This is a genomic window from uncultured Brevundimonas sp., assembly GCF_937870815.1.
GTDB lineage: Bacteria > Pseudomonadota > Alphaproteobacteria > Caulobacterales > Caulobacteraceae > Brevundimonas.
Genome location: NZ_CALMZS010000032.1, coordinates 1 through 26,803, shown reverse-complemented (window position 1 = coordinate 26,803; position 26,803 = coordinate 1). Strand labels below are relative to the sequence as shown.

32 protein-coding genes are annotated in these 26,803 nt (G+C 71.0%); 9 read left to right on the top strand and 23 right to left on the bottom strand.

The window, feature by feature from the left end; genetic code table 11:
• Positions 1-201 precede the first annotated feature (201 nt).
• The 16 genes from Q0588_RS02340 to Q0588_RS02265 all read right to left on the bottom strand — a co-directional run bounded on the left by Q0588_RS02340 (position 202) and on the right by Q0588_RS02265 (position 12,453).
• Entirely contained in the window at positions 202-594 is a 393-nt protein-coding gene (locus Q0588_RS02340; protein WP_298743391.1) for a hypothetical protein, read from the bottom strand.
• A gap of 37 nt (positions 595-631) precedes the next feature.
• The gene (locus tag Q0588_RS02335) at positions 632-814 is read right to left on the bottom strand and encodes a hypothetical protein (protein ID WP_298743389.1); all 183 of its coding nucleotides are present in this window, start codon (positions 812-814) and stop codon (positions 632-634) included.
• A 190-nt stretch (positions 815-1,004) separates the two neighbouring features.
• A complete protein-coding gene (locus Q0588_RS02330; RefSeq protein WP_298743387.1) occupies positions 1,005-2,174 on the bottom strand; it encodes a phosphoserine transaminase in 1,170 nt (389 codons plus the stop codon).
• Positions 2,174-3,094, bottom strand: a complete 921-nt coding sequence (locus tag Q0588_RS02325; RefSeq protein WP_298743385.1) for a DnaJ C-terminal domain-containing protein — start codon at positions 3,092-3,094, stop codon at positions 2,174-2,176. The genes Q0588_RS02330 and Q0588_RS02325 overlap by 1 nt, the downstream gene beginning before the upstream one ends.
• A 98-nt stretch (positions 3,095-3,192) precedes the next feature.
• Complete coding sequence (locus Q0588_RS02320; protein WP_298743383.1) at positions 3,193-6,909, bottom strand: glycoside hydrolase/phage tail family protein; 3,717 nt, start codon at positions 6,907-6,909, stop codon at positions 3,193-3,195.
• A complete protein-coding gene (locus Q0588_RS02315; protein ID WP_298743381.1) occupies positions 6,909-7,376 on the bottom strand; it encodes an NlpC/P60 family protein in 468 nt (155 codons plus the stop codon). The genes Q0588_RS02320 and Q0588_RS02315 overlap by 1 nt, the downstream gene beginning before the upstream one ends.
• A complete protein-coding gene (locus tag Q0588_RS02310; protein WP_298743379.1) occupies positions 7,373-8,026 on the bottom strand; it encodes a DUF2163 domain-containing protein in 654 nt (217 codons plus the stop codon). Before Q0588_RS02310 ends, Q0588_RS02315 begins: the two co-directional genes overlap by 4 nt.
• 1 nt (position 8,027) lies before the next feature.
• A complete protein-coding gene (locus Q0588_RS02305) occupies positions 8,028-8,657 on the bottom strand; it encodes a DUF2460 domain-containing protein (protein ID WP_298743377.1) in 630 nt (209 codons plus the stop codon).
• A gap of 40 nt (positions 8,658-8,697) precedes the next feature.
• Positions 8,698-9,225 carry a phage tail tape measure protein gene (locus Q0588_RS02300; protein WP_298743376.1) on the bottom strand — a complete coding sequence of 176 codons (528 nt, stop codon included), beginning with the start codon at positions 9,223-9,225 and terminating at the stop codon, positions 8,698-8,700.
• Entirely contained in the window at positions 9,218-9,394 is a 177-nt protein-coding gene (locus Q0588_RS02295; RefSeq protein ID WP_298743374.1) for a phage tail assembly chaperone, read from the bottom strand. Before Q0588_RS02295 ends, Q0588_RS02300 begins: the two co-directional genes overlap by 8 nt.
• Entirely contained in the window at positions 9,391-9,684 is a 294-nt protein-coding gene (locus Q0588_RS02290) for a GTA-gp10 family protein (RefSeq protein WP_298743372.1), read from the bottom strand. The genes Q0588_RS02295 and Q0588_RS02290 overlap by 4 nt, the downstream gene beginning before the upstream one ends.
• On the bottom strand, positions 9,684-10,094 hold the full coding sequence (locus tag Q0588_RS02285; protein WP_298743370.1) for a phage major tail protein, TP901-1 family: 411 nt from the start codon (positions 10,092-10,094) through the stop codon (positions 9,684-9,686). The genes Q0588_RS02290 and Q0588_RS02285 overlap by 1 nt, the downstream gene beginning before the upstream one ends.
• Position 10,095: 1 nt before the next feature.
• Positions 10,096-10,500 (bottom strand): DUF3168 domain-containing protein, encoded by a 405-nt coding sequence (locus tag Q0588_RS02280; RefSeq protein WP_298743368.1) that lies wholly within the window; start codon positions 10,498-10,500, stop codon positions 10,096-10,098.
• Positions 10,497-10,790 carry a phage head-tail adapter protein gene (locus tag Q0588_RS02275; protein WP_298743366.1) on the bottom strand — a complete coding sequence of 98 codons (294 nt, stop codon included), beginning with the start codon at positions 10,788-10,790 and terminating at the stop codon, positions 10,497-10,499. Before Q0588_RS02275 ends, Q0588_RS02280 begins: the two co-directional genes overlap by 4 nt.
• Positions 10,787-11,053 carry a head-tail connector protein gene (locus tag Q0588_RS02270; protein WP_298743364.1) on the bottom strand — a complete coding sequence of 89 codons (267 nt, stop codon included), beginning with the start codon at positions 11,051-11,053 and terminating at the stop codon, positions 10,787-10,789. Before Q0588_RS02270 ends, Q0588_RS02275 begins: the two co-directional genes overlap by 4 nt.
• A gap of 155 nt (positions 11,054-11,208) precedes the next feature.
• A complete protein-coding gene (locus tag Q0588_RS02265; RefSeq protein WP_298743362.1) occupies positions 11,209-12,453 on the bottom strand; it encodes a phage major capsid protein in 1,245 nt (414 codons plus the stop codon).
• Positions 12,454-12,571: 118 nt separating this feature from the next.
• Between Q0588_RS02265 and Q0588_RS02260 the strand changes: the two genes are divergently transcribed.
• The gene (locus Q0588_RS02260; RefSeq protein ID WP_298743360.1) at positions 12,572-13,354 is read left to right on the top strand and encodes a hypothetical protein; all 783 of its coding nucleotides are present in this window, start codon (positions 12,572-12,574) and stop codon (positions 13,352-13,354) included.
• Here Q0588_RS02260 and Q0588_RS02255 read toward each other — a convergent pair whose 3' ends face one another.
• The 4 genes from Q0588_RS02255 to Q0588_RS02240 form a co-directional block, all read right to left on the bottom strand.
• On the bottom strand, positions 13,355-13,840 hold the full coding sequence (locus Q0588_RS02255; protein WP_298743358.1) for an HK97 family phage prohead protease: 486 nt from the start codon (positions 13,838-13,840) through the stop codon (positions 13,355-13,357).
• Positions 13,837-14,064, bottom strand: a complete 228-nt coding sequence (locus tag Q0588_RS02250; protein ID WP_298743395.1) for a hypothetical protein — start codon at positions 14,062-14,064, stop codon at positions 13,837-13,839. The genes Q0588_RS02255 and Q0588_RS02250 overlap by 4 nt, the downstream gene beginning before the upstream one ends.
• On the bottom strand, positions 14,064-15,224 hold the full coding sequence (locus Q0588_RS02245) for a phage portal protein (RefSeq protein ID WP_298743393.1): 1,161 nt from the start codon (positions 15,222-15,224) through the stop codon (positions 14,064-14,066). The genes Q0588_RS02250 and Q0588_RS02245 overlap by 1 nt, the downstream gene beginning before the upstream one ends.
• A gap of 252 nt (positions 15,225-15,476) precedes the next feature.
• The gene (locus tag Q0588_RS02240; RefSeq protein ID WP_298743355.1) at positions 15,477-15,944 is read right to left on the bottom strand and encodes a YcgN family cysteine cluster protein; all 468 of its coding nucleotides are present in this window, start codon (positions 15,942-15,944) and stop codon (positions 15,477-15,479) included.
• A gap of 106 nt (positions 15,945-16,050) precedes the next feature.
• Here Q0588_RS02240 and Q0588_RS02235 point away from each other — a divergent pair, with 106 nt between their 5' ends.
• The 8 genes from Q0588_RS02235 to Q0588_RS02200 all read left to right on the top strand — a co-directional run bounded on the left by Q0588_RS02235 (position 16,051) and on the right by Q0588_RS02200 (position 24,012).
• Positions 16,051-17,898, top strand: a complete 1,848-nt coding sequence (locus tag Q0588_RS02235) for an ABC-F family ATP-binding cassette domain-containing protein (RefSeq protein WP_298743354.1) — start codon at positions 16,051-16,053, stop codon at positions 17,896-17,898.
• Positions 17,899-17,963: 65 nt separating this feature from the next.
• Positions 17,964-18,134 carry a hypothetical protein gene (locus Q0588_RS02230; RefSeq protein ID WP_298743352.1) on the top strand — a complete coding sequence of 57 codons (171 nt, stop codon included), beginning with the start codon at positions 17,964-17,966 and terminating at the stop codon, positions 18,132-18,134.
• Positions 18,135-18,149: 15 nt separating this feature from the next.
• Positions 18,150-18,920 carry a hypothetical protein gene (locus tag Q0588_RS02225; RefSeq protein WP_298743350.1) on the top strand — a complete coding sequence of 257 codons (771 nt, stop codon included), beginning with the start codon at positions 18,150-18,152 and terminating at the stop codon, positions 18,918-18,920.
• Positions 18,921-19,504: 584 nt separating this feature from the next.
• A complete protein-coding gene (locus Q0588_RS02220) occupies positions 19,505-20,545 on the top strand; it encodes an ABC transporter substrate-binding protein (protein WP_298743349.1) in 1,041 nt (346 codons plus the stop codon).
• The gene (locus Q0588_RS02215) at positions 20,538-21,326 is read left to right on the top strand and encodes an ABC transporter ATP-binding protein (protein WP_298743347.1); all 789 of its coding nucleotides are present in this window, start codon (positions 20,538-20,540) and stop codon (positions 21,324-21,326) included. Before Q0588_RS02220 ends, Q0588_RS02215 begins: the two co-directional genes overlap by 8 nt.
• Entirely contained in the window at positions 21,323-22,075 is a 753-nt protein-coding gene (locus Q0588_RS02210; protein WP_298743345.1) for an ABC transporter permease, read from the top strand. Before Q0588_RS02215 ends, Q0588_RS02210 begins: the two co-directional genes overlap by 4 nt.
• Positions 22,076-22,153: 78 nt before the next feature.
• Positions 22,154-22,909 (top strand): hypothetical protein, encoded by a 756-nt coding sequence (locus Q0588_RS02205; protein ID WP_298743343.1) that lies wholly within the window; start codon positions 22,154-22,156, stop codon positions 22,907-22,909.
• Positions 22,906-24,012 (top strand): DUF2336 domain-containing protein, encoded by a 1,107-nt coding sequence (locus Q0588_RS02200; protein WP_298743341.1) that lies wholly within the window; start codon positions 22,906-22,908, stop codon positions 24,010-24,012. Before Q0588_RS02205 ends, Q0588_RS02200 begins: the two co-directional genes overlap by 4 nt.
• A gap of 64 nt (positions 24,013-24,076) precedes the next feature.
• Here Q0588_RS02200 and Q0588_RS02195 read toward each other — a convergent pair whose 3' ends face one another.
• The 3 genes from Q0588_RS02195 to cysK all read right to left on the bottom strand — a co-directional run.
• Positions 24,077-24,511 (bottom strand): MucR family transcriptional regulator, encoded by a 435-nt coding sequence (locus Q0588_RS02195; RefSeq protein ID WP_298743338.1) that lies wholly within the window; start codon positions 24,509-24,511, stop codon positions 24,077-24,079.
• Between the two features lie 158 nt (positions 24,512-24,669).
• Positions 24,670-25,887, bottom strand: a complete 1,218-nt coding sequence (locus tag Q0588_RS02190) for a DUF2336 domain-containing protein (RefSeq protein WP_298743337.1) — start codon at positions 25,885-25,887, stop codon at positions 24,670-24,672.
• Between the two features lie 79 nt (positions 25,888-25,966).
• Positions 25,967-26,803: cysteine synthase A (gene cysK / locus Q0588_RS02185; protein ID WP_298743335.1), on the bottom strand; the 837-nt coding region annotated here is incomplete at its 5' end.

Here is a 26,803-nt window from a genome sequence, read left to right as displayed (position 1 = left end):
TCGTCGCCCCACTGGGCGCCGACCACCGCCACGTTCGCCAAGACTGTTCTCCGCTGTCCGGGATTTCGGAATGCGGGCGCAGCCTATAGCGGGGGAATCATAAGATGTCGCTCAGCTATCGGATTTTCTTCGGCCGATAGTCGTGTGCTTGTCGGTGCAGGCGTCGCATGGCCAGTGTCTCGGCTTGAAATGTGAGGACGTCTAGGGAACGACCAATCCCGCCGCTCTGCGCTGCTCAATCACATAGCGTAGGACGGCTTGACCGTCCCCCAAGATGCGCCCGATCACTGGCGTGGGGTACTTGTCCAAGTCCGGGCTGGCGAAGAACTCGGATCGCCACGGTAGCCATTTGAACCGGCCCAAGTCGAAGAAGGTCTCCTTGTTCAACCCGGCGAACTGGAGGGCATTCCAGTTGCTCACGACGAAGTGCTGTGCTCGCTCCGCCCGTGTGACGTTTGAAGTGCCGTAGGCGACCTTCACGGCGTATTCGCCGTCACGGAATTCCGTGGTTTCAAACACAAGTGCGGGGTGCGGCTCGGCTGCCGGCACCCCGCGTTTCTCGTCATATGGGAAGAAAGACCAAACCACGTCCATGGGACGTGGCAGACTCTCAAATGAATAGATTACCGGATCAGCACTCAAAACGCTGAAGGGTCCGACCGCTCGACAGTTCGTTCTGGTTGCAGACCTCGTCAATGAGGGCGAGCGTCGCAGCCGGGATCGGCTTGGAATAGTCGGCCGGGTGGACCGGCGGTACGTGCGGCTCTCCGGGCGTCATCCTGACAACCTTGGGGGCGCGAATTTCTTCGTGCATATAGATCTCCTCGTCTTCCACCCCGAGCGACCGTAAGAACTAGAACGTGACCGTAGTCTGAACCGTTCCATCAGTCGCTTTCCGACAAAGCGTAGCCAGGCTACATCCATCGGGAGGCTGCTTTCTAGTGCGCCTATGACACAGAAAGTGGCTGTTGGGTGTTAAATATGGGTTAGGTGACGTCGTGTCGCTACCCGAGCGCATCGTCATCTGCGTCCAGCCCCATCTCGAACGCCCAGTCCAGCCACGGCCCCACCGCGACCACGTCCTCCGTCTCCACAGTGCACCCGCACCACAGCCGCAAGCCCGCCGGCGCGTTCCGGTGCGACTCGACATCGAAGGCCGCGCCCTCGGCCTCCAGCAGAGTCTTCATCCGCTTGACGAACGCCTGCCGCCCCGCCTCGTTCAGGGCTGTCACCCGCGCATCCACGATCTTCAGACACACCGAGGTCGTCGACCGGGTCGCCGGATCGACGGCCAGCCAGTCGATCCAGTCCGTCCGCCCGACCCAGTCTCCCAGGGCCGCCGCATTGGCCTCCGTCCGCGCGATCAGGGCCTGCAAGCCGCCGACGCCTCGCGCCCACTCCAGCGCGTCGATCCAGTCCTCCAGCGTCCACAGCGAATAGGTGTTGATCATCGACCCCGTGGCCAAGGTACGGTCGAACCCCTTGCCGTCCCGCAACCTCAGCACCTTGGGAACCGCCCGCGGCGGCTCATAGCCGTCCAGCCGCGCCACTGCCCGGGGACCCAACGCCGCCACCCCGATCCCGGCCTCGCCCCCCAGCGCCTTCTGGAAGGAAAAGGTCACCACATCCAGCCTCGACCAGTCCAGCGGCATGGCGAAGGCCGCCGAGGTCGCGTCGCAGATCGCCAGCCCCTCGCGGTCCTTCGAGATAAAGCCCGCGTCCGGAACCCGCACCCCCGACGTCGTCCCGTTCCAGGGAAACACCAGGTCCTTGTTCGGGTCGACTCTCGACAGGTCCGGCAGTTCGCCCCAGGGCGCCGCCAGCACCTCGGGCTCAAGCTTCAGATGGTCGCGCACATCGACCGCCCATTGCTTGCCGAAATTCTCGAACGCCATCACCTGGACCGGCCGCTGCCCCAGCATCGACCACAACACCGCCTCGACCGCGCCCGTGTCGGACCCCGGCACATAGACCAGCACCCAGTCGTCGGGGACCTCCAGCACCTCGCGCGTCAGCCTCAGTCCATGGGCGAAGCGCTCGACCACCTCGGGGGCGCGGATGCCGCGTCCCAGAAGCTCATGCGGGATGGCCTGGCTCGACCAGCCGGGCCGTTTCACGGTCGGGCCGGACGAGAACCAGGGACGCGCGGGCTTGAGATCGGGCTTGCTGCGCATCAATCGCGCCAAGGCCGGTAGGCCCCCCGGTCACGCATCTCCTGCGCCAGCCTTTTCAGACCCTCGTCGACTTCGTCCGGCAGCTGGATCATCAGCCTGGCCAGCAGATCGCCGCGCTTGCCGCCGACGAAGGCGCCCCGCCCTTTCAGGCGCAGCACCTTGCCCGAGCTCGAGCCCGGCGGGATGGTCATGCTGACGGTTCCCTCAGGGGTCCGCACCGGCGCCTTGCCGCCCAGAACGGCGTCGGACAGCGTCACCGGCAAATCCATCGTCAGGTCCGCGCCCTCGCGCTGGAACACCGGATGAGGGGCGATCTTGAGGGTGATCAAGGCGTCGCCGGCCTCGCTTCTTCCGGAGGGGCCGGGCGCGCCCTGGCCGCGCAGGCGGATGACCTGACCATCGGCCGCCCCCTTGGGAATCGCCACGTCGAGGGTTCGTCCATCGGAGAACTGGATGCGCCGCGTCGCGCCCGAGATCGAGTCCTCGAGACTGATCTCCAGCGTCGCCTTGACATCCGCGCCCCGCGGCGAGAACCCGCCGCGCGCTCCTCCCGACCTGGCCCCGCCGCCGAACATGCCGCCGAACAGCTCGTCCAGGTCGATGTTTTCGAATCCGCCCCGCTGGCCGCCGCCGTGGCCGAACGGGCTTCCGGTCGCCCCCCCGCCCGGGCCGCCGCCAAAGCCGCGGAACTGCTCGCGCCCGTCGGCGTCGATCTCGCCGCGGTCGTATTTCGCCCGTTTCTCCTTGTCGCCCAGCAGGTCGAAGGCCGCCGTAATGCGCTTGAACCGCTCATCCGCCGCCGTATTGCCGGGGTTCTTGTCGGGATGCAGTTCCTTGGCGAGCTTGCGGAACGCCTTCTTGATCTCGTCCGCGGTCGCGCCCCTCGAAACGCCCAGTTCCTTGTAGGGATCGCCCGCCACGTTCGATTTCGCTCCTGTGCATCAAGTCCTTTCCGTCAGTTAGGGCATTCGCATCGCGGCGCAAAGGCGCATGGTGGGAATCTCGTCTCCCGGGCGGATCAGGTCAGTCCGACGCGCGCCTCCACACCCCAGCCGTAGCCGTCTCCCCACTGCGCCACCGCCGCCTCCGCGCCCTGCAGGCCGTCGGGAAAATCGGTGGCGGCGTCGGCGTAGAGCGCGGCTTCGACTCCGACCTCGAACCACCGGATTGCGAGTCCCGCCTTGAGAATGGTGACCCGGTACTTCGGCGGATCCGCGGGGCTGACGGGCCCTTCCCATCGGTCTCCGTCAAGACGCGACCGCGCCAGCCACGACAGGTCGATCCCGCCGTCGGGGCGCCGGACGCACCTCAGGTGAGCCGGACTCCAGGGGCGGGCGTGCAGGCCGGCCGGCGTGAAGACCAGCTCGCTGACCCCCGCCCCCCCCGGCGGCGCCCCCGCCGGACCCGCCCGCCAGATCAGCGGCAGTCCGCGCTCCGCCGGCGGCGAGGCCGCCCGCTCCAGTTCCGGTCCGAGGAACACGACGACGGCGCCGTCGGCCGCCCCCGCGGCCGCGGCCGGTTCGGTGCCCTGCTGCGCGCGCAGCAGGCCGCTGAGTCGCCAGACCTGGCCCTGGACCAGTTCGGCCCGCCGGAACTGCACGATCTCCCAGCCGGCGGCCGTCTCCACCGCCACCGCATTGCCGCCGGCCAGCACGGCCGGTGTCGACAGGTTCTGCGGCGGGCGCCCCTCGATCCGCACCTCGAGCGTATTGACCTCGTCCCAACGGTGGCGGACGCCGCCGGCCAGCGCCGCGACCAGCTGTCCCACGGTGGCGCGGAGGGCGATGTCGGCGCGGGCGGTCAGGCTCCCGGCTTCGGCTCCGGCGAAGACTCGCATCGGCCGCCACGGCTCCGTCGCGACCACGGCGATCGGCCGTCCGTCGGACTCCCCGCCCATCAGGGGCGGCAAGTCCAGCATGCGGAAGAATGGCGCGCCGGTCGCGTTCACCTCGTCCCGGCCCGACGGTGCGCCGAGGTCTTCGCCGGCGACGATCGTCGAGACCGGTTCGAGCAGGGCGGCCGGGGTTTCGTCGAGCTCGATCCGCATGGCTCGCCAGCGCCGGGCGTCACCCTCGATGGACAGGGTGTCTCCAGGCTCGAGGGCGAGCGACTGGACCGGCCCCGGCCAGAGGGCGACCCGGTCGGCCCGCCCGCCCTCGATGGCCCGTTCCGCCGTCGCGAGCGCCAGCGAACGCGAACACACGGCCGGGAGATCCAGGTCCAGACCTCCGCCCCCGCCGCCGCTCCGGACCACGGCCGAGCCGGTCTGGTAGTCGGCGTCGCCGTCGATGAACCGCACGCGCGCGGCGTCCGGTCTCGGCTCGAGCGTCCGGTCCCGCCGGACCGGATCTCCGCCTGGAGGCAGGGCCAGGGCTTCGGGGGTCAGGCTCAGCACAGGGGCTTCGGCGCCGACCACGGCGATACGGCCGCCCCGCTCCGCGGCGATCATGCCGAGCGCGGTCAGCAGCGGCTCCAGCGCCTCCCGCACCCGCATCGGCCGGTCGATGACGTATCCCTGCACCTCGGCGTCGGGCGTGGCGATCTCGAAATCGGCCTCGGCCAGACCGGCCCGGCCGAGAACCTCGGCGAGCAGATTCCGCGTTCCCCCGCCCAGCCGGCCGTTCAGCCAATGGCCGGTCCGCCAGGCGCCCGCATCGGCCCAGACGTCCGGGCGGGCGGGGAATTCCGGCCACGGCCGCGCATCCCAGCACCAGGCGTCCGCGGCTTCCAGCATGGGAGCGCCGTACACTCCGGAGACCGGATTGTTCGCGGGCAGGGCGAAATGGTTCAGCACGGCTTCCAGGGCGCGCCGCTGCATGCGGTCGTCGCGGGCGCCGGTGGAGAACGGCGGCCGTCCGCCTTCCGAGCTCTTGGCGTCCTGGAACAGGTTTGGCGCATTGCCGCCGCGGTCGATGGCCGGGCAGCCGAATTCGGTCAGGCGTATCGGCTTCATCGCCGGCGTCCAGGCCGTGGGCGCGGCGTTGCGGACGCCGCCGGGCCGGTCATGGTGGGGCCGGGACCACCACCCCTTGAGGTCCTTGGGCCGGAACACCCAGTCCTCCCCGTGCGCCGTATCGACGATCGGCGTGCGCGACTGGAGGACCCGATCCTCCGCCGAGCGATAGTACCAGTCGAAACCTTCGCCGCCCGCCACCTGTGCGGCCAGGCCGTCGACATCATCGGGACCTGAAAGGATCGCGCCGTCCAGCCCCCCGTCGCCGTCGCGCCAGTCCGCCAGCGGCGGATACCAGTCGACGCCGACGTAATCGATCTCGGGGTCGGCCCACAGCGGGTCGAGATGGAAGGCCACCTCGGCCCCTTCGCGCCAGCCGGAATATTCCGACCAGTCCGCCGCATAGGACAGCTTGACGCCGGCGCCGACGACGGCCCTGCATTCCGCGGCCAGGACGCGAAAGGCCTCGACCGCCGGAAAGCCGCCGACGGCGTCGCGCGTCCAGGTCAGCCCCCGCATCTCCGACCCGATCAGCAGCCCGTCCGCGCCGCACTCCGCCGCCAGTGCGGCGTAGTGCAGGGCCAGCCGCCGCAGGCCCCAGCCGGAGGCGGCGCCGAAGACGGCGGAGACGTCGGCGTCCGCCGCCGCTCCGGCGGCCGCGGTCAGGCGCCCCCGCCACGGATAGGCCGCCTGCTCCGCCCCGCCGTACGGGTCGGGAAGCCCGTTGCCCGCGGGCACGTCCATGAAGACGAATGGGTAGAGCGTCACTTCCAGCCCGCGCGCCTTCAGCTCGGCGACGGCCTGGCGCACGCTCCGATCCGACGGGGTCCCCCCATAGGCCGGACCCCCTCCGCTCTGCGAGATCAGGTGGGCGTCGTCGCGGGTCAGGCCGGCGACCGCCCAGTCCTGCGGCTCCGTCGGCTTGAGCCGTCGCTCGACGCCGGGACGGATCGCGCAGTGCGAGGCCCTCAGGTCGTCACCGAACCAGCCGACCACCAGACTGACCCGCTTCAGGTTCGGAGCCTGGACCTGCAGCTGGTCCAGCGACACGACCAGGTCGGGGCGATGCGGGCCGGCATGCAGGTTCTCGGGCGTGGTCCGGGTCAGGCCCTCGCGGCGCAGGACCGGTTCGGTCGCCAGAACGAATTCCCCGGCCCCCGGGATCAGGCATACGCCCTCCAGCCGGTCCTCGAGGGCCGGCTCCGAACCCAGGGGCCGCCGGAACACCTCGAAGGCCAGCTGGGGCGGCCTGTTGCCGAACGGCCCGAGAGGCAGATCCTCGAACACCACATAGGCGACGCCGCGGTAGGCCGGAGCCTCGCCCTCGACAGCCTCGATCAGCGGATCCGGCGTTTGGCCGTCGGCGCCGCGATGCAGCCGCATCGTGACCCCGCCCAGGTCCATCGGGCGCCCGTCGGCCCAGACCCGGCCGACCCCGTCGATCGGCCCCTCGCAAAGCGCCACGGCGAAGCTGAGCGAATAGTCGTACTCCACGGTGCGCGGCCCGCCCTTGCCGCCGGAGGAGGTTGTTCGCCCCTCGAGAAAGCGGGCCGCCCAGATCACCTGCCCGGCGAGGCGGGCCCGCCCGACCGCCCAGGCCATCGGCGCGCCTTCGGCGGCGCCCTGTAGGTTCAGGGCCCCGAGCCGCGGCCCCTTCTGGCGCGGGGCCTCGAGCCCGGCCACCAGGCTGCGGTCGACCAAACCGCCCAGGGTCGAGCCGATGATGCGGCCGACGCCGCCGCCGACCGCGCCGCCGAGACCGCCCAGCACCACCTGCGCCATCAGCCGATCCCCCGGTCCGTCGGACGCGGCCAGGCGAAGGCCGCCACCAGCCGGCGTCGCCACCAGCCCCCCATCCAGCTCTCGACCACCGCCCGGCCCCAGTAGGCATGAATCATTCTGGGCTCGCCCTCGCCGTCGTCCGCCAGCCCGCCCGCGCTCAGGATGGCGCAGTGTTTGGCCGGCGCTCCCGGAGCCATCCGGAACAGCAGCACGTCGCCCGTGCGGGCGGCGCCGACCGGAATCTCCCGCAGCCAGCGCCGCGCGGCCCGCAGCAGAGTCTCCTCGCCCCCGACCTCCGCCCAGTCCGGACGGTACGGCGGCGTCGGTTCCGGCTCGGCCCCGACCAGTTCGCGCCACACGCCGCGCAGCAGCCCGAGGCAATCGGCGCCCTGCCCGCGAACGCTGGCCTGATGCCGGTAGGGCGTGCCGATCCAGGTGCGGGCGATCGCCGCGGCCCGGCCGCTCATCGCCGGCTCCCGCCGTCATTGCGTCCGCCCTGCACGGGCGCGGCGACCAGAAAATCGTCGCCCGGAATGTCTGGAAAACCCTGGAAGTTCACGCCGTTGCCGAAGGTGGCGCGGCACGTCGCCCAGCGCTTGTCGCAGCTCGCCCCGGGAAAGGCGTCGAGGTCGACCGTGCAACGGTCGTCGCCGAGTTGCGCGTCGCAGTCCCGGCCATAGGTTCGCCCCGCCACCCGTTCCAGCGCGGCGAGCGGCCCTTCGAGTTCGGCGGTGAACGCCCCGCCGTCGCGGCGCACCCGCGCCAGCCGCGCGACCCACAACCGGACCCTGAGATCGGGTCGGCGCCAGTCGACCCGCCACAGCGACACCTCGGCCCGGTCGAGAAGGCCCGCCGCGATGTCCGCCTCGGTGACGCCGTCAGCGTCCAGGACGCCGGCGACCGCGGCCGTCCCCGGCGCCAGGCCGGCGCCGCCTTCGGACACTCCCGCCGTCCAGCCGCTCGAGGCCCGGCATTCGACGCCCTCGACCTGGAGGTTCCGGTCATGGTCGGTGAAGCCCGCCACCACGCCATCAGCCCGCTTCAACAGCCACGCATGACACAGCGTGGCGGCGCCGCTCTCGATCCGGTCGGCCAGTTCCCCGGGTATCGGGCGCATCTCAGACCCTCACCTCGATCAGGGGAACGGCGGCCATGCGCCCGGCGGCGAAGCTCTCCAGCGTCACGTCGAGCCGGTCGGCGTCGAAGCGCACCGGCACGTCGAATTCGAAACCGGCGGTCACGACCACGCCCTCCGCCGCCGGCGACTGAAGGATTACGGTTCCGGTCGTCGGCTCGACCTCGAAGGTCCCGGCCGCCAATTCGGCCCCGGCCAGCGCGAGCCTCACGGTTCCCGCGACCGGCTTGTGGATGCGGCGGACGGCGGCCTCCTCCCCCTCGCCGTAGCGCTTGGACAGTTCGAACGTCGTCCGGACCCCGTCGCCCACGCCCAGGCCCTGGTCCTGCGCCGTGATCGCGCCGCTCGGCGGGCACGATTTGAAATCCGCGAAATCCCGCAGCCGGAAACCGTACAGCCGGCCGCGCCGGGCCTCGAAGAAGCCTGTCAGCGCCGCCATGTCGTCGAGCGACCTCAGGCTCGCCCCGATCAGATAGCGCCGGCGGCCGTGCGCCCAGGGCGACGAGCGCCGCTCGAAGCCGGACCCCAGGGTCACGACGTCGGTGCGCCGTTCGACCCCGCCCGTCGACCCGAACGCGAGTCGCGCGGGAAGTCTCACCTCGTGGAAGGCCATCGGAAATCTCCGGAAATCTCGAACCGCCCGGGCGGCTGTCCTACAGCCGGCGGGCCCCGAGAGAGACGGCCCGCGCCAGCGCCTGGGCGATCTGGGCCTCCGATCTCAGCAGGGCGTCGGCCCCGCCGTCGACGCGGACATTGACGATCACGCCCTGCGCCCCGACCGCCTCGACCGCCCCGGAAGCCGAGGGACGAAACAGTTCGGGCCCTCGTTCGCCGACCAGATAGGCGCCGCCCGCGCTCACCGGTCCGCCGTCCGCCCGCGAGCCGGAAAACGCCGCCCCCACCGCCCTGGCGATGGCGCCGGACAACCCCCCTGCGCCCCCGCCGGCCGCGGCGTTGACGGCGGCGAGCACCGCCCGCGCCAGTTCCGCCAGCGAGATCTCTCCATCCGCCGCCGCGCGCGCCAGGGAGCGCGCCAGTCCGGCGCCGGCGCGCTCGAAGGCGGCTTCGACCGACGCCGCCGCCCTTTCGGCCGGTTCCCGCAGACTGTCCAGCGCCGCCGCCGCCTCTGCCGCCCGTTGCGGCACGGAGCCGAGGCCGCCGTCGTTCCCAGTGTCAGTCATCCGGCCACGCCTCCGCCATGCGATCGAACTCCCGCCGGCCCAGGGGCTGGCCGTCGCCCGCCGCCTCGGTCAGCAGGCGCCATTCCTTCAGCGACAGCCGCCAGAAGTCCGCCGGACCGACCCCGGCCCGGGCGGCGGCCCGCAGCATCGGGCCCCACGGCGTGTTCAAGCCGCCGCCGCCAGGGCCCGGGCCACCGCCTCCGCCGCCTCGCGCGGATCCACCGCCGCGTCGGCGAGGCTTTCGGCCAGTTCGTATTCGCCGCCGCCTCTCAGCAGCGCCGCGAGCACCGCGGTCAGATCCCGGGCCGACAGGGCGGACATGCGCTGCGCCCATTCCGACGGTCCGTCGCAGCCCAGCGCGGTCTCCATCTCGGCCAGCGCGCCCAGCGTCAGGCACAGGCGCCGGTCGACGCCGGCCAGCGGCGCCATGACCTCGCCCCTCGCCCCGATGGCTTTCATCACGCCGCTCCGAAGGTGATTTCACCGGCGCTGGCGAGGCTGATCGCGAATGTGGCCTCGCCCTCGTGCTCTCCGGCGTATTCGAGAGCGGCCACCAGGAAGGCTCCCTCCAGGGCGCCGAAGTCCGGAATGATGAGCCGCCAGGTCCGGGCCGCCTGGTCGAAGAACGCTTCCCGGATCAGCGCGTCCGAGGCCTCGTCCCGGAAGATGCCCTGCCCGGCCACGGCCGCCGACTTGACGCCCGCCCCGCCCAGCAGTTCCCGCCATCGTCCGGCGCTGTCGCCGTCGGTGGCGTCGACGCTGCGGGCGTTCAGCGAAATCGTCCGCGCCCTCAGGCCGGCGACGGTCGCGAACACGCCGGGCGCGCTCTCGACCTTCAACAGGATGTCCTTGCCGCGCTGCGCCGCCATGTCAGGCCTCCTCCGTCACGGCCCGCACCCGCAGCACCGCAAATGTTCTGAGCCCGCCAGGGGCCGGGTAGACGTCCGCGAACGTCAGCCTCAGGCTGATGGTCCGCACGCCGTCGGCGACCGGGGCCGCATCGCTGAGGCTCGAACGCACGGCCGCGAGGATGGCCTTGGCCTCTTCGGTTCCGCGGAACTGCGAAACCGCGGTCAGGGTCAGGGCGTGTTCGACGCCGCCTCCGTCGGCCGCGACCGGTCGGCTCTCCGAGCGTCCGATCAGCAGATACGGCAGGGCCGCTCCATCCGGCGGGGCGTCCCAGATCCTGGGCGGTTCGCCGAGCAGGGGGCCGAGGCGGAGGTCTCCGGCCAGATGCGCGATCAACGCCTTCTGCAGGGCCAGTTCATGGCTCATCGGGTCCGCTCCAGATTGAGGATGGCCTGCCCGCCGACCGTCTCGGTCGACCGGATGCGCCAGTCGCCGCCGCCGAACCTCAGCACCCTGCCGACGGTCAGCCGGAGGTCCGAACGCGCCTCGGCGGTCATGACCTCGATCACGCGCCCGCCGCCCGGTTCGGCCTTCTCGCGCAGCCGTCGCCGGCCCGTTTTCAGCCAGGCCGATCCGACCGGCTCCCAGCTCACCGCCCGGCCGCCGTAGGGCGTCTGGCTTTCCATGCCTTCGAACAGGCCCGCCAGCGTTCTCACAGCCGTACGCCGCGATAGGGGGCGATCCACGCATCCACCGGCTGGATCGGCATGTCGGCGTCGCCGCGCTCATAGGCGCGCAGGATCAGCATCAGCACCGCCAGCCGCAGCGGCGCGGGCGCGGTCGACTCAAGCACCGAGCCGACATCGGCCTCGACCCGGGCGCGCGCCGCGTCGATCAGGGTCTGGATCAGCCCGTCCTCGGCGTCGTGGTCGACGCGCAGGAACAGCTTCGCCTCGGTGAGGCTCACCGGTGCGGTCATTTGCAATCTCGCTTTGCTTAAGGCGGCGAGGGTCGAGGGACGGGGGTCGAAACCCGGCGTCTCACCTCAACCGGCGCCCGTTTCACCAAGACGCCAGGACGAGCGACGATTCCTCGTCCCTCGTCCCTCGCCCCTCATCTCTCGACCCTCGGCGGTTAGCTCACCGCGAACTTCATCACCTTGATGGCGTCGAAATTCTGCACCCCGCCGCCGACCCGCTTGGTCGTGTAGAACAGCACATAGGGTTTGGCGGAATAGGGGTCGCGCAGCACCCGGACCCCGGCCCGGTCGACGATCAGATAGCCGCGCTGAAAGTCGCCGAAGGCGATCGCGGCCGCATCGGCGCCGATGTCCGGCATGGTCTCGATCTCGGTCACCGGATAGCCGAGCAGGCTGGCCGTCTCGCCCGGCCGCTGGGCCGGCTGCCAGACGTACGCCCCGTCGTTGTCCTTGAATTTGCGCACGGCCGAGACCGTCTTGCGGTTCATGACGAAGCGGCCGTTGGGCCGATAGCGGGCCTTGGGCGCGTAGATCAGGTCGATCAGCCGGTCGGTCGGACTCGGGGACGCGAACGCCCCCGCCGCCCCCGACGCGACATAGCCGATCTTGCCCCAGGCATGGGCGGCCTCGGCGACCGTCTCATAGCTGAGGAAGCCCTTGGGCTTGTTGAGCCCGTCCCCGGTGACGAAGGCGCTGGTCTCCTGCGCCGCGAAGGCGTCCTCGACCTCGGAGGCCAGCCATTCGTCGAGATCGATCAGGGCGTCGTCCAGCAGGCTCTGGGTGGCCGCCGGGCTGGCGTACAGATCGGCCGAGGGGAACTCCAGCAGCGCCAGCGTCGCCGGATCGGTCTCCGGCCGCGCCGCCGTCTCGGCCACCCAGCCGGCGGCCAGGCCGGCGGTCGAGACCGGCTTGCGGAACACGCCCGCGCCCACGGTCCGCACGCCGGCGATTTCACGCATCGGCGACCCGGCCATCAGCCGCCGCTCGATGGCCCGCTCGGTCTGTTCCGGCACGACATAGCCGGCCGAGTTGGACGCCGTCGACAGCCCCGCCTTCAGCTCCAGGCCGAACGACTGTCCCGTCTTCAGATAGCCGTCGAACGCCGCCTTCTCCTCCCCGTGGAACGGGGAGGGGGACCGCGAAGCGGTGGAGGGGCTGACCGTCGCAAGCTCCGGCCGCCGCCCCTCGCTGACCACCCGGTCCAGCCGCGCCTGGGCGCGGCCCACCGCCTGGTCGATCCGGGCGACCTTCTCCTCCAGCAGCGGATCGGCCGAGGCCTTGCGCTCGATCTCGTCCAGCCGGGCGTCATTGGCCCCTTTGAACGCCTCGAACGCCGCCATCATCTCATGCATGGCGGCGCGCGCCTCGGGGGTGCCCGAGGCCGTCTTGGTCTCTTTCATGGTGTCTCCGGTTTTCAGGAACCGCGGCTTGCGGTTAGGGTCGGGGCGTGAACCGCCCCCTTGAGAAATCGGTGCTTCGGCCTTTGACCGTCCCGTCGGGCCCGTCGGAGCTCCGGGCGTGAGCGCCCGCTTCAGCAAACTCGAGCGCGACGTCATGGCCGCACTGGCCCATGACCTGCGCCATATCGCGCCTGATCTGGCCGGCCAGTTCGAGGAAAGCCTGCCCGGCACGCGTCGCAACACCGGATCGGGCCTGTTCACCGAGACGATCGTCAGCTCGCGGCGTCCGCTGTCGTCCGAGCGCGCCACAGGGCTGTTCGGGACAGTTCACGCCATGGTCGGCGACCTGGCCGATCCGATCGCCTTCCAGGTCGAGCTCCGCAACGGCCGGCTGCTCGCCCTCCACGGCGACGCCTACGGCCAGGACACCCGGGCTATCGACTTCGCCGCCGCGCCGTTCGACCAGGTGTTCACGCTCAACGATCACGGCGAGTCCATCGCCTTCGACCCCGCCGCCCTGATGCGGCCCAGCCCGCTGCTCGACCTGCATCAGCACGACGACCACGATCCGGTCCGGCTTGAGGAACCGCCCCTCGTCAACCGCGGCCCCCTTCAACGACTTCAGGACGAGCGGCCCCCGGCTCTGGTGCGGACCGCGCGGACCGACGAGCCCTTGTCCGAGGCTGATCGCGAAGCGACCTCTTCGCTCATCGTCGGCATCTGGGTGATCGCCGGGGTGGCGGGCCTGCTCGCGGCTCTTTTCGCCCGCGTCTCCATTTTCATCCTGTTCATCGGTGCCTTCTGGCTGGGTGCCCTGCTTCGTAAGCCGATGGTCAGGAAGGCCCTCGTCAGCGCAGCTAGGGCGCTGGGCCGGTTCGAAGTCCGGCCGTCCGGCTTCTGATCAGGACGGAACGGCGACACCCGGTCCCGGGGTCACCCGGAAGCGCGCCCCGGGCAGCATTGGGAAGGTCACCAGCGACACCTCCCAAAGTTCGACCTCGACCAGCACCCTGAGCCGGCCCTCGCGCCGCGCCCGCTGACCGCGGAAGCCGATCGACAGGCCGTCCAGCGCTCCCGCCCTGGCCAGCGCCTGGGCGAAGCGCGCCTCCGCCGACCAGTCCATGATCCTCCCGCGCACCCACAGGCCCCGGTCGTCCTCACGCATCTCGTCCCAGACGCCGACCGGCGACAGGCTTTCGTGCTGGTGCAGCATCCGCACGCCGCCGGCCCCCGCCGCGGCCAGACTCCGGTCGAAGGCGCCCCTGGCGACCACGTCCCCGTTCAGGTCGGCCACGCCCCACAGCGACGCATGGCCCTCGATCTGCACGCCTGCGGGCCGGATCCGGTCCCGGGTCGCCGCCCGGGCCGCGGCCGCATGACCGCTCACGGCCCGCGCTCCAGCCGCATCTCCATCCGCTCGACCGCCGCGCGAGTGGCCTTGCTCTGTTCTTCCAGCCGCGCCAGCCGCTCCGCGACCTGCCGGTGCTCGCCGATCCGGGCTTCGAGCACGGATATGCGCGCCGCGGCGCCGCCGGCCCAGACCAGCGCGCCCGCGGTCTGCAGCGCCAGGGCGGCGATCACCGCCACCGGAACCTTCCGCAGCATCTCCATCACGCGCCCACTCCGGCCATGCGCCGCCGTTCCTCGTCGGTCAGGAAGCTGGCCGCCTCCAGCCGCGCCCACAGCGCGTCCCGTTCCGGCTGCAGCGCCGGCACGCCGTCGAGGTCGGCCTCGATCCTCGCGCCCCCGAAGCGGCTTCCCAGCCACGCGGTCAGGGCCGCCGCCGTCTTCCTCGCCAGCGGGGCCACGGTTCCGCGCCAGAAGGCCGCGCTGGCCTCGCGATAGTTGGAGTAGGTGGCGTCGCCGGGGATTCCCAACAGCTGGGGCGCCACCCCGAAGGCCAGGGCGATCTCGCGGGCGGCGGCGTGTTTGCCAGCGATGAAATCCATGTCCGCCGGCGTCCAGCTCATCGGCTTCCAGTCCAGCCCGCCCTCGAGGATCATCGGCCGCCCGGCGTTCATGGAACCGCCGTGGGCGTCCTCGATCTGCGCCCGCAACGCCTCGAACTGCTCGACCGTCAGCCGCTCGCCGTCCTTCGCCCCATAGACGAGGGCGCCGCTCGGCCGGGCGGAATTGTCCAGCAGCGCCTTGTTCCAGGCGCTCGAGGCGTTGTGGATGTCGATCGCCGACGCGGCCGCCTCGAGCGGCGAAAAACCATAGTGATCGTCGGTCGGATGAAACAGCTTCAGCTGCATCACCGGCATCCAGCCGTCCGCCTGTCGTCCGATGCGGATCGAACGGCCGTCGACGGAATACTCATAGGCGTCCGGCCAGCCGGCGCGCCCGGGCACGATCTTGACCCGGTCCGGGCGCAACGTCCACAGCTCCGACGGGCTCTCGTCCCCGACCGCTTCCGCATAGGCGTTCCCGGCTGTCTGCAGCGCCCCGTAGAGCGCTTCCAGCCACTCCGTTCCGGACTGCTCCGGGTTCGGCCGGGCCAGCAGCCGGGCCAGCGGGTGGTCGTCCTCCCTGGCCCCGTCGACGAACACCGCCAATGGCGTCGACGCCGCCGCCTCCGCGACCATCCGCACGCAACGATAGGCCACGGCGTTGCGGCCGAAACCCTCCGTCGCCAGGCTCGCATAGTCTCTCGGCGTCCAGCGCGGCCGGCCCGCGCTGGTCAGGGCGATCAGCGGACCGACGCGGCTGTCCTTGATCTCGGGCGCGACAACGTCCCGCCGCCCCGCGAAGGGTCGCCGCCAGTTCAGCATGGGAATCTCCAGCAAGATTCGGCGCCGCGGCCGATCGGGTCGGCCTGCCGTCCGGAGAGGCCCGGTCCCGGGCCGCTCACCTGACTTTCCGACGTGCCCACATCATAGCCTGCCAGCGTTATCCGGCGGAAAGATAGAGTCTGGAAACGGTCAAGTTTCTGATCCGGCGGACTTTCGTCCCCGCTATCAGACTATAATTCCGTGAAAGGCCGGCGCAGCGTCACGGCCACGGCCGTGCGCGCCGGGGCCCCGTCACCCGGACTCGCCGCCCCTCTCGGCGATCCAGTCCTCGGCTTCGAAATCCAGCGCGTCCTCGGGGTCCTTGAGGGCCAGCTCCGACACCGTCTGCCCGCGCACCGACACGCCCGCCTCGTGAACGCTCTCCGGGTCCCCGGAAACCAGCGGATGCCAGTCCGCCAGTCCGCGGCCCTCGTGGATGCGGCGGTAGGCGCACGACTTCGGCATCCACGCCAGCGCCTCGATGTTCCACGGCGTCAGCTTGATGCAGTCCGGCACCTGCTCGAGGCGGTTGGCGTAGTCCGTGCAGGTGCAGCGCACCGGATCGAACAGCTTGCAGTGCACCCGCGTCGGCACCACCTCGCCCGTGTCCTCGTCCTCGAACCGCACCAGGCAGCACAGGCCACAGCCGTCGCACAGGCTCTCCCATTCCGCACGCGTCATCTGTTCGAGGCGCTTCGCTTGCCAGAAGGGTCGGTCCATCGGCGGCCTCTTACCGCGATCGGTTCCCGCTGTCGCCCGCCACGCGCGACCGCCGCCGCGCAGCCGGCTGGCGGACCGACGCCCGCCGGTCTATAGCCCCCGCCTCATGGCCGCCAAGTCCTCCGCCAGACCCCCGCTCGTCGCGCTCAAGGACGTCCGCCTGCAGGACGGGCCGCGCCCGCTGTTCGACGGGGTCGACCTGGCTGTCGAGCCGCGCACCCGCGCCGCCCTCGTCGGCCGCAACGGGGCCGGCAAGTCGACCCTGATGAAGCTGGTCATGGGGTTGATCGAGCCCGACGCCGGCGACCGCTCGGTGCAGGCCGGGACCCGCTTCGCCCATGTGCCGCAGGAACCGGTCATCACCGGCGAGACCCTGCTCGACTACGCCGTTTCCGGCGACGCCCAGCCGTGGACCGCCGAGGCCTGGCTGACCGCCTTCGGCCTCGACCCGGCCAGGCCGGCGGTGAACCTCTCCGGCGGCGAAATCCGTCGCGCCGCCCTCGCCAAGGCGTTCGCGGAAGAGCCCGACCTGCTGCTGCTCGACGAACCCACCAACCACCTCGACATCCTCGCCATCGAGCGGCTCGAGACAGAACTGATCAGCGCCCGCTTCGCCGTGCTGGTGGTCAGCCACGATCGCGCCTTCCTCAACCGCGTCACCCAGTCCTGCCACTGGCTCGAAGGCCGCCGCGTCCGCACCCTGAACAAGGGCTTCGCCGCCTTCGACGAATGGGCTGGCAAGGTGATGGAGGAAGAGGCCGAGTCCCTGCGCCGCCTGAACAAGGCCATCGAGCGCGAGACCTACACCTTCTACCGCTCCATCACCGCCCAGCGCACCCGCAACGAAGGCCGCGCCCGCGCCCTCAACGCCATGCGCGCCGACCGTTCCGAGCGCGTCCGCGACCTGCCCCGCGAACTCAACCTCGGCGTCGATTCCGGCGTGGCCTCGGGCAAGCTGGTCGCCGACCTCAAGGGCGTGACCAAGAGCTTCGGCGACCGCACCGTCATCAAACCCTTCACCACCCGGGTCATCCGCGGCGACCGCCTGGCCATCGTCGGCCCCAACGGCGCCGGCAAGACCACCCTGGTGAAGATCCTGCTCGGCGAGCTCGAACCCGACGGCGGCACGGTCCGGCTCGGCGCCAATCTCGACCCGGTCTACCTCGACCAGTCCCGCGAGGGCCTGCGTTCCGACATGACCCTGTGGGACGCCCTCACCCCGGGGGGCGGGGATTCCATCCTCGTGCGCGGCGTGTCGAAGCACGTCGCCGCCTATGCGAAGGACTTCCTGTTCCAGGAAGGCCAGCTGCGCCAGCCGATCTCGACCCTGTCCGGCGGCGAGCGCAACCGCCTCCTCCTCGCCCGGGCGCTCGCCAAACCGGCCAACATGCTGGTCCTCGACGAGCCGACCAACGACCTCGACATGGACACGCTCGACAAGCTCGAGGAACTGCTCGAGCAGTACGACGGCACCCTGGTCCTGGTCAGTCACGACCGGGATTTCGTCGACCGGCTGGCCACCTCGACCATCGCCATGAACGGCCGCGGCGACATCGTCGAGACCCCCGGCGGCTGGACCGACTTCATCCGCCAGAACCCCGGCTTCCTGACGAGTGGCGAGGGTCGAGGGTCGAGGGACGAGTGGAAAAATGCATCAACGGGCAATGCGTCAGCGCCCCTCGCCCCTCGACCCTCGACCCTCGCCCCCCAAAAGCCCGGCAAGCTCACCTTCAGGGACGCCCACCGCCTGAAAGAGCTCGAAGGCCTGCTCGCCACCCTGCCCGCCGACATCGCCCGCCACGAGGCCGCCCTCGCCGATCCCGACCTCTATACCCGGGACCGCAAGGCCTTCGACCGCGCCACCGCCAACGCCGGGCGCGCCCGGACGCTTCTGGCGGCCGCCGAGGAGGAATGGCTGGAGCTGGAGGCGAAACGGGAAGCCCTGTCGGGCTGAGATGGCTTGCATGACCTGTTCGACTCCCAACTGTCGTGCTAGGGTCAGGGCGTAGGGAATGGCACATGACCGGAACGAAACTGACCTCGGACGCCGCTCTTAAGACCGGGCCGAAGCTGCTGAAGATGTACGGCACTTGGTCCAAAATGCTGGCGAACGGGGAGTTGCGGGATGACGGCGTGATCGTCGTCAAGCCCAAACCCGCGCCCAAACCCCGGGCAAAGATCGCGGCCTGACCTGGAGATGGCCTGATGGCCGTCACACTGACCGTCGCGTGGGCGTTGTTCGCCTTGGCGCCGGGGCTGGCGGTTTTTGCGGGCCTGTTTCTATCAAAGAGCAAAGACGTAGTTCACCCGGCGGCGCCTGCGCCCGCGTCGTTGATCGCCTTGGCGATCGTGGTGTTCGGAGCCCTGACGCTCCACGCCCTTTCTGCGGCTGTGCTCACGTGCATTGATGGGCTGGGGGCGATCACCGGTTGGACAGTTTCATACGATCCAAACGTCTATCGCTATTTCCTCGGAAGCAGAACAGCGGATGAGCTTGGCATAGAAACCGCGATCTTGCTGACGCTCCTTCTGGCTCTGTCGGGGATCGGCTTTTTCGCGGCGCGTCAGATTGGCCGCACGGCCCAACCCGGCTCCACTCTTCATGCGCTGCTGTATGGTTGGCTCAGTCCGATCCTCACGCAGCTACGAGCGGAGGAGGGCTATCTCAAGCATCTGATCGCCTGGGTCGTGACCGATCTTCAGGTAGGCGATCTGGCCATCGGCTATGAAGGGCAGGTCGAGACCATATCGCTCACCAGCGACAAGCAGATCGCTTGGCTGACCCTGAGGAACTGCGAGACCTTTGTCGTGGCCCCCAGGGATGGCTCGGCGCGCCGTCAAGCCGTCGCCAGGGAAACCCCCATTCCCAGAATGCAGGTCGAGGGGCCGCATATCGTCAACCTTGCCTACGCGGTGGCTCTGGTTCCGGAAACGATCGCGCGGCCGCCGCTTTCTGTGGAAAACCCAAGCGCCTGATTCGTTTTCACGAATTCCGTCCGCCTACAGATATGCACAGGGTTATCCACCGGGTCGGGGGCGGTTCCGCACAGCCGGCCGGATTCAGACGCTTGCCGTCTAGCGGATTTGGCGCGAACGTCAACAGGCCGAGGGACACGGCGGCGCGGAAATCCGGGGAGACCCGGGGCTCAAAGCGGACCGGCCCGGCTCTCTGACCTGACGCACCGGGGGGTTTCGGCCCCGACGGACGGCAGGCAGGATCAAGGCCCGAAGGACCCTTCGAAGGCTTCGGCCCCAGAAGATTCGGCGGGAACCGGATCAGGATCGATGGACGGCGCGGGGCTCGACCTCGTGGGACGCCGGAGACCGGGAGCGCGACAGGATACAGCCGACCATCACCGGGGTTCGCCTCGCTGATGCTGAAGCCAGGGTCCTGAACCTCAATGGCCAAGTCCAACCCGGACTTGGCGAGGGGACGAGGGGAACCGCTTGCGGGGATCTTCGTCCCCTCGCTCAATTCCGGCGGCTGGTTCTGCGAAGCTCGCCCGCTCCTTCGCCGCCATGCCCTTCCCTTCCCCCCGCCCCGGCCGTAAACCAAGGCCATGAAGCTGCGCGGGAATCGCCCCACATCGCCCCATCGCCGAGCCCTGATCGGCGGGGCCGGCGCGCTGGCGGCGACGGCGGCGCTGGCGGCCTGCAGCCGCGCCGAGGCTCCGGTCGACGACGACGGCCGGGTGCGACTGCGCTTCGCCACCGACTGGCGCGCCCAGGCCGAGCACGGCGGCTTCTACCAGGCGCTGGCCTCCGGGGCCTATGAGAAGCGCGGCCTCAACGTGCAGATCATCCAGGGCGGACCGGCCGTCAATGTGCCGCAGTTGCTGGCCTCCGGCGCCGTCGAACTGGGCATGGGCTCCAACAGCTTCATCCCGATGAACCTGGTCGAGGAAGGGGCGCCGGTGAAGGCCGTCGCCGCCTTCTTCCAGAAAGACCCGCAGGTGCTGATCGCCCATCCCGATCCGGCCCTGGAAGGCATCGCCGATCTTCGCGGCCGGCCCTTCCTGCTCGCCACCGCCGCGCGCGAAGCCTTCTGGGTGTGGCTGAAGGCCAAATACGGCTTCACCGACGACCAGGTGCGCACCTACACCTTCAACCTGGCCCCCTTCCTGAGCGACCCCCGGGCCGTGCAGCAGGGCTATCTGACCAGCGAACCCTATACGATCGAGAAGGAGGCGGGCTTCACCCCCAAGGTGTTCCTGCTGGCCGACGAGGGCTATCCGTCCTACGCCACCATGGTGCTGGCCCCCACCGCCTTCGCCCGCGACAACGCCCGCGCCCTGCGCGGCTTCATCGCCGCCTCGGCCGAGGGTTGGCGCGACTACATCCAGGGTGACGGCAGGGCGGCGGACGCCCTGATCCGGCGCGACAATCCGGACATGACCCAGGACGTCCTCGATCAGGCCCGCGCCAAGCTCAAGGCCCATGGCATCGTCGACGGCGGCGACGCGGCGCTCTACGGACTGGGGGCGATGACCGCCGAGCGCTGGCGGACCTTCTTCGAGGTCACCTCCGCGGCCGGCCTCTACCCGCCCGGCCTCGACTGGCGCGAAGCCTTCACGACCCAGTACCTGCCCGGCCGTGGTTGAGACCGGCCCGGCGTCCGCGGCGGCGCTGCGCGACGTCGTCGTCCGCTACCCGGGCCGGCCGCCGCTGGGGCCGGTGAACCTGACCGTCGCCCCCGGCGAGATCGTCGCCCTGGTCGGCGCCTCGGGCGCGGGAAAGTCCACGCTGCTGCGGTTGATGGCCGGGCTCGAGGCGCCGTCGCAGGGCGTCGTCGCCGGCGGCGCCGGGCGCGGCCGCACCGGCTTCGTCTTCCAGAACGCCACCCTGGCGCCGTGGGCCGACATCCAGGCCAACGTCGCCCTGCCGCTCGAACTGACGGGCGCGCCCCGCGACGAGGCCCGCCGCCGCGCCGCGGCGGCGCTGGCCGCCGTCGGTCTGGGCGACCGGCTGTCAGCCCGTCCGCGGCAGTTGTCCGGCGGCATGGCCATGCGGGCGTCGCTCGCCCGGGCCCTGGTCACCGACCCGGACCTGCTGCTGCTCGACGAACCCTTCGCCGCCCTCGACAGCGTCACCCGCCGGCGCCTCATCGAGGACCTGCACCGTCTGTGGGCCGGGCGCGCGCCCCGCCCGGCCATCGTCTTCGTCACCCACGACGTCGAGGAGGCCGTCTATCTGGCCCATCGCGCGGTCGTGCTCGACGCGGGCTCCGGACGGGTGACCGCCCAGCTGCCGACGCCGGGCCGGCCGCCGCGGGCGGACGGGTGGCGGTCCGAGCCGCGGCATCGCGACGCCGTCGAACGCCTCGCCGGCGAACTGGCCCGGAGCATGATTCGCCCCGCGGCGGACCCCGGGCGGGCTGCATGAGCCGCCTCCTGCCGCCGCTCGTGCTGACCGCCGCCCTCCTCGCGGCGTGGGAGATCGCCTGCCGCGCCCTGCACCTGCCCGCCTATCTGTTGCCCCCGCCCAGCGCGGTCGGCATGGCCCTGGTCGGGCGCGCGCCCCTGCTGTTCGCCTCCGCCGCCGCCACCTTCTGGATGGCCTTCCAGGCCCTCGTCCTCGCCTTCCTGCTCGGCGGCGGCCTGGCTCTGGCGGTTTCGCTGAACCGGTCGGCCGAGCAGGCCGTCCGCCCCCTCGCCGTCGCCCTGCAGGTCACCCCGGTCGTGGCCATCGCGCCGCTGGTGCTGATCTGGGCCGGCCTCGATCACGCCGGGCGCGCCGTGGTCGCGCTCGCGGCGGCGGTGGCCTTTTTTCCCCTGTTCTCCGGCGTGCTGGCCGGCCTCAAGTCCGCCGATCCGGATCTGGAGCGGCTGTTCGACCTGTACGGCGCGTCGCCGCTGCAGCGGCTGATCCGGCTGCGCCTCCCGTCCGCCCTGCCGTTCATTCTCGAAGGGTTGCGGGTCGCCGCCGGCCTGTCGGTGATCGGCGCCGTGGTCGCCGAATTCGTCTCCGGCTCGGGGGCCACCCAGGGGCTGGCGTGGCGGCTGCTCGAGTCCGGCAACCGCCTGCGCACGGCCGAAATGCTGGCCGCCCTGTTCTGCCTGATGAGTCTGGGCCTGGCCCTCAACGCCGCGGTCGGGGCCGCGGAGCGCGTCGTACGGCGCCGCCTCGTCTGAACGGCGGCCGCGCGTTAGCGACGGGTTAAGCCCAGGCCGCTACCGTGCCGCTCCAGTTTCCGCGCCCGGAGCCCGCCCTTGCGCCGCGCCTCGCTTGCCGCCGCCGTCCTTGCCGCCGCCGGCGGTCTGCTGCTGACCGGCGCCGCCGCCGCCCAGTCGGCGCGGCCCTACCTCTCGTGGCCGGGGCGCGGCGAAGCCACGCCGCCCGGGGCCCGCGCCGCCGCCGCGCCGGCCCCCGTCGGCCGCGGTCCCGGACGGCCCAATCCGGTCATCCCCCACGGCGGCGCAGCGGCTCGCGGATCGCCCTCCGCCGCTCCGGCCCGGCGGACGCTGACGCCGGCCGACGCCTGGCTTCGCCCTCCGTCCCCGCCGGCGGCTCCGGCGCTCGCGGCCGCCGCGCCCTCGCCGACTCCCGGCTATCTGCCCGACCCGGCCGGCGGCGGCCAGGCCGTCCCGGCTGAGCTGATCCATCCGGCCCCGGTGCGGACCCCCGGTCCCGCTCCCGTTGGTCCGCCGGATCCGATGGCGCCGCGCCGCGACGCGCCGATCTTCCAGGTTCAGCCGCCGGCCCCGCCCCCCGCGGCGGCGGCGGCCGGCTCCGGCGACGCCGCGCCGCAGGGCGGCCGCTACTATTCGGTCCACCGTCAGAACGGCCGCCGACCCGACGCCCTGACCGTCCCGGCCCCGACCTATGTCGATGCCCTCGTGGTCAGCGGCGTCGAGACCCTCGCCTCCCGGGACCTCGCCGCGCCCGAGCCGGGGCCGACGCTGATCCGCGGCCGCAACGGCGACATGCGCGCCGCGCCGGCTCCGTCGGACGGGGATCACCAGTGACCGACGCGTCGACCCTGTCCCGCCTGCCCAAGCTGATCGCCCTCGCCGAGGAGGGCTCCAGCGAGAAACGCCGCGCCCTGCTGCGCGAACTGACCGAGCATTTCTTCGGCGCCTCGGTCCGCACGGCCGCCGAGACCCGCCTCTACGACGCGGTCCTGATCAAGCTGGCCGACGATATGGAGACGGCGGTCCGCGCCGAATTGTCGGCCCGCTTCGCCAATGCCCCCGATGCGCCGCACAATCTGATCCGGCGGCTCGCCAATGACGAGGCCTCGGTCGCCGGCGCGGTGCTGGCGGCCTCGCCGGTGCTGACCGACGAGGACCTGCTCGGGGTGGTGCGTCGCCACGGCCAGGACCACCTCCGCGCCGTCTCGGCCCGCGCCTCCGTGTCTGAAGCGGTGTCCGAAGTGATCGTCGAGCGGGGCGACGACGAAACCCTCGGCGCCCTGTTGCGGAACGACGGGGCCCGGCTGTCGCGCAAGGCCTCCGAGGCCGCCGTCGAACGCGCCAGGATCAATCCGGCGCTGCACGAGGCCACGGTCTCGCGGGCCAGCCTGCCGCCCGATCTTCTCAACGACATGTATTTCGTCGTCGAGGCGCGGCTCCGGGCGCGCATCCTCGAGCAGAACGCCGGCATGGATCCGGCGCTGCTGGAGAGCGCCCTGGCGGCGGGGCGCGCCCGCATCGCCGCCGACGACGGCGCCCTGCCCCCCGACTACGCCGAATGCTCGGCCTATGTGGAGGAACTGCGGGCGGCCGGGCAGCTCACGCCGCAGATGCTGGCCCGCTTCCTGCGCTCCGGCGACAGGACCGGGGGCCGGACCTCCTTCCTGATCGCGCTCGCCCAGCTGGCGGACATCGATTTCCACACCGCCCGCCAGATCGTCGAGCGGCGCGAGCTGGACGCCCTGGCGGTGGTCTGCAAGGCCGCCGACCTCGATCGCGCCCTGTTCCTGACCTATGCGGTGGTCCTGCTCAACGACGACGGCGAGGCCATGGCCAAGGCCCATGCCTACGCCCGCATGTACGCCGACCTGACCCGCGAGGCGGCGCTGAGGACGCTGCGCTTCTGGCGCATGCGCCGCGGGGCCCAGGCCGCCTGATCCTCCCGGACGCGAAACGCCCGCCCCATCGCTGGAGCGGGCGTTCGATCCCTTGGGGACCGGCTTATTTCTTGGCGCGGGCGGGGCCGGGGCGCGCCGGTTTGCGCCCACCCTGGCCGAGGCCCATCTGCTTGGCCAGGTCCGAGCGCGCCTTGGCGTAGTTGGGCGCGACCATCGGATAGTCCTTGGGCAGGCTCCACTTGGCCCGGTATTCCTCGGGGCTCATGCTGTACTTGGTGCGCAGGTGACGCTTCAGCGACTTGAACTTGCGGCCGTCCTCCAGGCAGATCAGATAGTCCGGCGTGATCGACTTGCGAACCGGAACCGCCGGCTCCTTGGGCTCCGGCTCCGGCTCGACCGCGCCGCTTGAAACCTGCGAGAGCGCCGCGTGAATGCTGGAGATCAGGCCCGGCACCTCGACGGCCTGAACATTGTTGTTGCCGACATAGGCCGACACGATGTCGGCGGTCATCTCAAGCAGTTGCGAGTTCTCTTCCATGCGCGCGGTCTCACCTTGCGATCTGATTTGTTTCAGCCGAACGTTGACCGTCAGGCCACTGAAAGGTGTGAATAGAGCCGGAGATCGATTCCTGCAATAGCGTATTCGTGGCCCGCCTGGCGACCGATTATCAGAGTAGACCCGGTCCGGGGCGCAGATCAGCGGCCGAAATTTTCCGCCAGAGCCAGCATGGCCGCCCTCTCTGGCGCTGAATAGTCGTCGACCTGGTCTTCCTCGCCGTCCCGGATCGCCCTGAGCAGGGCCGGCGTCAGCGCCGAGGACAACGACCAGTTCCAGTAGCGCAGCACCGTCTGGGCCCGATCGACCGCGAGCATGTCATAGGTCACCTGGACCCGTTCCCAGACCGGGTCGGGCGAACCGTCCGCGCTGGTCTCGGGGCGTCGCATCGAGCGCCACAGTCCGGTCAGGGCCGACTTCGACAGCCCCGTGGCCTTGCACAGTATGGCCAGCGGCTCGCCGCCGGGATCGCCGAGGATCTTGGCCCCGGTGACCGGCTTGACGCCGGCCAGATAGGCGATCTCCGTGGCCACCTCCCGGGTCAGGCCGTGGAGGGCGGCCGCCTCCACCGCCTGCTCCAGCCCGGAGTACGGGCTCTTCTCGATCGCGGCGCGGTTTCTCTGCCGCCGTTCGATGAACTGAAGCGCCTTGCGCGACACCGGATCCTGCCAGTTCTCCTCGGCGGCCATGGCGAAGACGTCCTCGACCACCTCCTGCATGACCTCGCGCGAGACGGCGAACCGCTGCAGGATGGTCCGGCGGTCGTCGCTTCCGCACCACCAGAACATCACATAGGCGCCCGAGGGCCGCAGTTCCGGCCGCTTCAGCAGATGGGCGCACAGCTGCCGCTCGGACCGGCTCAGGCTGACGACCCCTTCGACGGCGACCTGACTCAGCCGCGCGCTCGAGTTTCGCAGCACCGCCTCGATCACCTGGCTCTCGCCGAAGCTCAACAGCGTCTCGGTGACGACCTCGGACAGGCCGCGCCGGCTGGCCATCAGGAAGCGGTGCTCGGCCTGTGTGTCGCGGGCGCAGGCCACCAGGTCGGCGTCGGACAGCGACGCGCACTGTTCGATCAGCAGGCCGGCGATGTCCGCCTCGTCGCGCAGCAGCATCCGCGCCAGGGCGTTGGGCAGTTCCGCCAGCGGGGCGAGACGCGCGGCCACCCGCTTGCGGTCCTCGGGCGAGGCGAGGCGCAGCATCTCGACCAGCAGGTCGCCGGTGACCGACCGTTCGAAGGCGTTGATCCGGCTGGCCGGCAGCGAGACCACGTCGGCCAGACGCTTCAGCAGCGCATGGCGCGCGCGAAGGGCGCCTTGCGGCGCGGCCTCCTCTGGCGTGGGAGCGGGCTCGGACATGTCGGTGAAAGCCTAAGGCGGGACGGTTAACCGCCCGTGACGGGGCCCCGGACACCGCCGACGGCGGGGGCCGGGGCCGTCACAGCCCCTCGAACAGCGCCGTCGACAGATAGCGTTCGGCGAAGCTGGGGAGGATCACCACCAGGGTCTTGCCGGCGTTTTCCTCCAGGGCCGCCTGGCGGAAGGCCGCGACCAGGGCGGCTCCCGAGCTGATGCCCCCCGGCACGCCTTCGACCCGCGCCGCCTTGCGCGCCATGTCGAAGGCGTCCTCATTCGAGACCTGTTCGATCCCGTCGATGACCGAACGGTCGACGATCGAGGGGATGAAGCCCGCCCCGATGCCCTGGATCTTGTGCGGACCCGGCTCGCCCCCGGACAGCACCGGCGAGGCGGTCGGCTCCACGGCGATCATCCGCACCGAGGGCTTGCGGGCCTTGAGCACCTGGCCGACGCCGGTGATGGTGCCGCCGGTGCCGACGCCGGAGATGACGATGTCGACCCCGCCGGCGGTGTCGTTCCAGATTTCCTCGGCGGTGGTGGCCCGGTGGATGGCCGGATTGGCCGGGTTGTCGAACTGCGCGGGACTGACCGCGCCGGGTGTCCGCTCGAGCAGTTCCTGGGCCATGGCGATGGCGCCCTTCATGCCCTTTTCGGCGGGGGTCAGCACCAGTTCGGCGCCGAGCAGGGCCAGCATCTTGCGGCGCTCGATCGACATGCTCTCGGGCATGACCAGGATCAGCCGGTAGCCCTTGGCCGCCGCCACGAAGGCCAGGGCGATCCCGGTGTTGCCGCTGGTGGGCTCGATCAGAACGGAGTCCGGACCGATCCGGCCGGCCTGCTCCAGCGCCTCGATCATCGCCACGCCGATGCGGTCCTTCACCGAGGCGAGCGGATTGAAGAACTCCAGCTTGGCCAG

Bases quoted from the DNA above. Each gene is read 5' to 3' on its own strand.
- Q0588_RS02245 (WP_298743393.1), bottom strand. From the start codon at position 15,224: ATGCTGAACTGGCGGCGACCCTTCGCGGGGCGGCGGGACGTTGTCGCG.
- Q0588_RS02235 (WP_298743354.1), top strand. From the start codon at position 16,051: ATGGCCGCCAAGTCCTCCGCCAGACCCCCGCTCGTCGCGCTCAAGGAC.
- Q0588_RS02305 (WP_298743377.1), bottom strand. From the start codon at position 8,657: ATGGCCTTCCACGAGGTGAGACTTCCCGCGCGACTCGCGTTCGGGTCG.
- Q0588_RS02315 (WP_298743381.1), bottom strand. From the start codon at position 7,376: ATGAGCGGCCGGGCCGCGGCGATCGCCCGCACCTGGATCGGCACGCCC.
- Q0588_RS02335 (WP_298743389.1), bottom strand. From the start codon at position 814: ATGCACGAAGAAATTCGCGCCCCCAAGGTTGTCAGGATGACGCCCGGA.
- Q0588_RS02190 (WP_298743337.1), bottom strand. From the start codon at position 25,887: ATGTCCGAGCCCGCTCCCACGCCAGAGGAGGCCGCGCCGCAAGGCGCC.
- Q0588_RS02210 (WP_298743345.1), top strand. From the start codon at position 21,323: ATGAGCCGCCTCCTGCCGCCGCTCGTGCTGACCGCCGCCCTCCTCGCG.
- Q0588_RS02220 (WP_298743349.1), top strand. From the start codon at position 19,505: ATGAAGCTGCGCGGGAATCGCCCCACATCGCCCCATCGCCGAGCCCTG.
- Q0588_RS02290 (WP_298743372.1), bottom strand. From the start codon at position 9,684: ATGAAAGCCATCGGGGCGAGGGGCGAGGTCATGGCGCCGCTGGCCGGC.
- Q0588_RS02310 (WP_298743379.1), bottom strand. From the start codon at position 8,026: ATGCGCCCGATACCCGGGGAACTGGCCGACCGGATCGAGAGCGGCGCC.
- Q0588_RS02270 (WP_298743364.1), bottom strand. From the start codon at position 11,053: ATGACCGCACCGGTGAGCCTCACCGAGGCGAAGCTGTTCCTGCGCGTC.
- Q0588_RS02285 (WP_298743370.1), bottom strand. From the start codon at position 10,094: ATGGCGGCGCAGCGCGGCAAGGACATCCTGTTGAAGGTCGAGAGCGCG.
- Q0588_RS02195 (WP_298743338.1), bottom strand. From the start codon at position 24,511: ATGGAAGAGAACTCGCAACTGCTTGAGATGACCGCCGACATCGTGTCG.
- Q0588_RS02240 (WP_298743355.1), bottom strand. From the start codon at position 15,944: ATGGACCGACCCTTCTGGCAAGCGAAGCGCCTCGAACAGATGACGCGT.
- Q0588_RS02330 (WP_298743387.1), bottom strand. From the start codon at position 2,174: ATGCGCAGCAAGCCCGATCTCAAGCCCGCGCGTCCCTGGTTCTCGTCC.
- Q0588_RS02300 (WP_298743376.1), bottom strand. From the start codon at position 9,225: ATGACTGACACTGGGAACGACGGCGGCCTCGGCTCCGTGCCGCAACGG.
- Q0588_RS02265 (WP_298743362.1), bottom strand. From the start codon at position 12,453: ATGAAAGAGACCAAGACGGCCTCGGGCACCCCCGAGGCGCGCGCCGCC.
- Q0588_RS02250 (WP_298743395.1), bottom strand. From the start codon at position 14,064: ATGGAGATGCTGCGGAAGGTTCCGGTGGCGGTGATCGCCGCCCTGGCG.
- Q0588_RS02320 (WP_298743383.1), bottom strand. From the start codon at position 6,909: ATGGCGCAGGTGGTGCTGGGCGGTCTCGGCGGCGCGGTCGGCGGCGGC.
- Q0588_RS02340 (WP_298743391.1), bottom strand. From the start codon at position 594: ATGGACGTGGTTTGGTCTTTCTTCCCATATGACGAGAAACGCGGGGTG.
- Q0588_RS02280 (WP_298743368.1), bottom strand. From the start codon at position 10,500: ATGAGCCATGAACTGGCCCTGCAGAAGGCGTTGATCGCGCATCTGGCC.
- Q0588_RS02230 (WP_298743352.1), top strand. From the start codon at position 17,964: ATGACCGGAACGAAACTGACCTCGGACGCCGCTCTTAAGACCGGGCCG.
- Q0588_RS02225 (WP_298743350.1), top strand. From the start codon at position 18,150: ATGGCCGTCACACTGACCGTCGCGTGGGCGTTGTTCGCCTTGGCGCCG.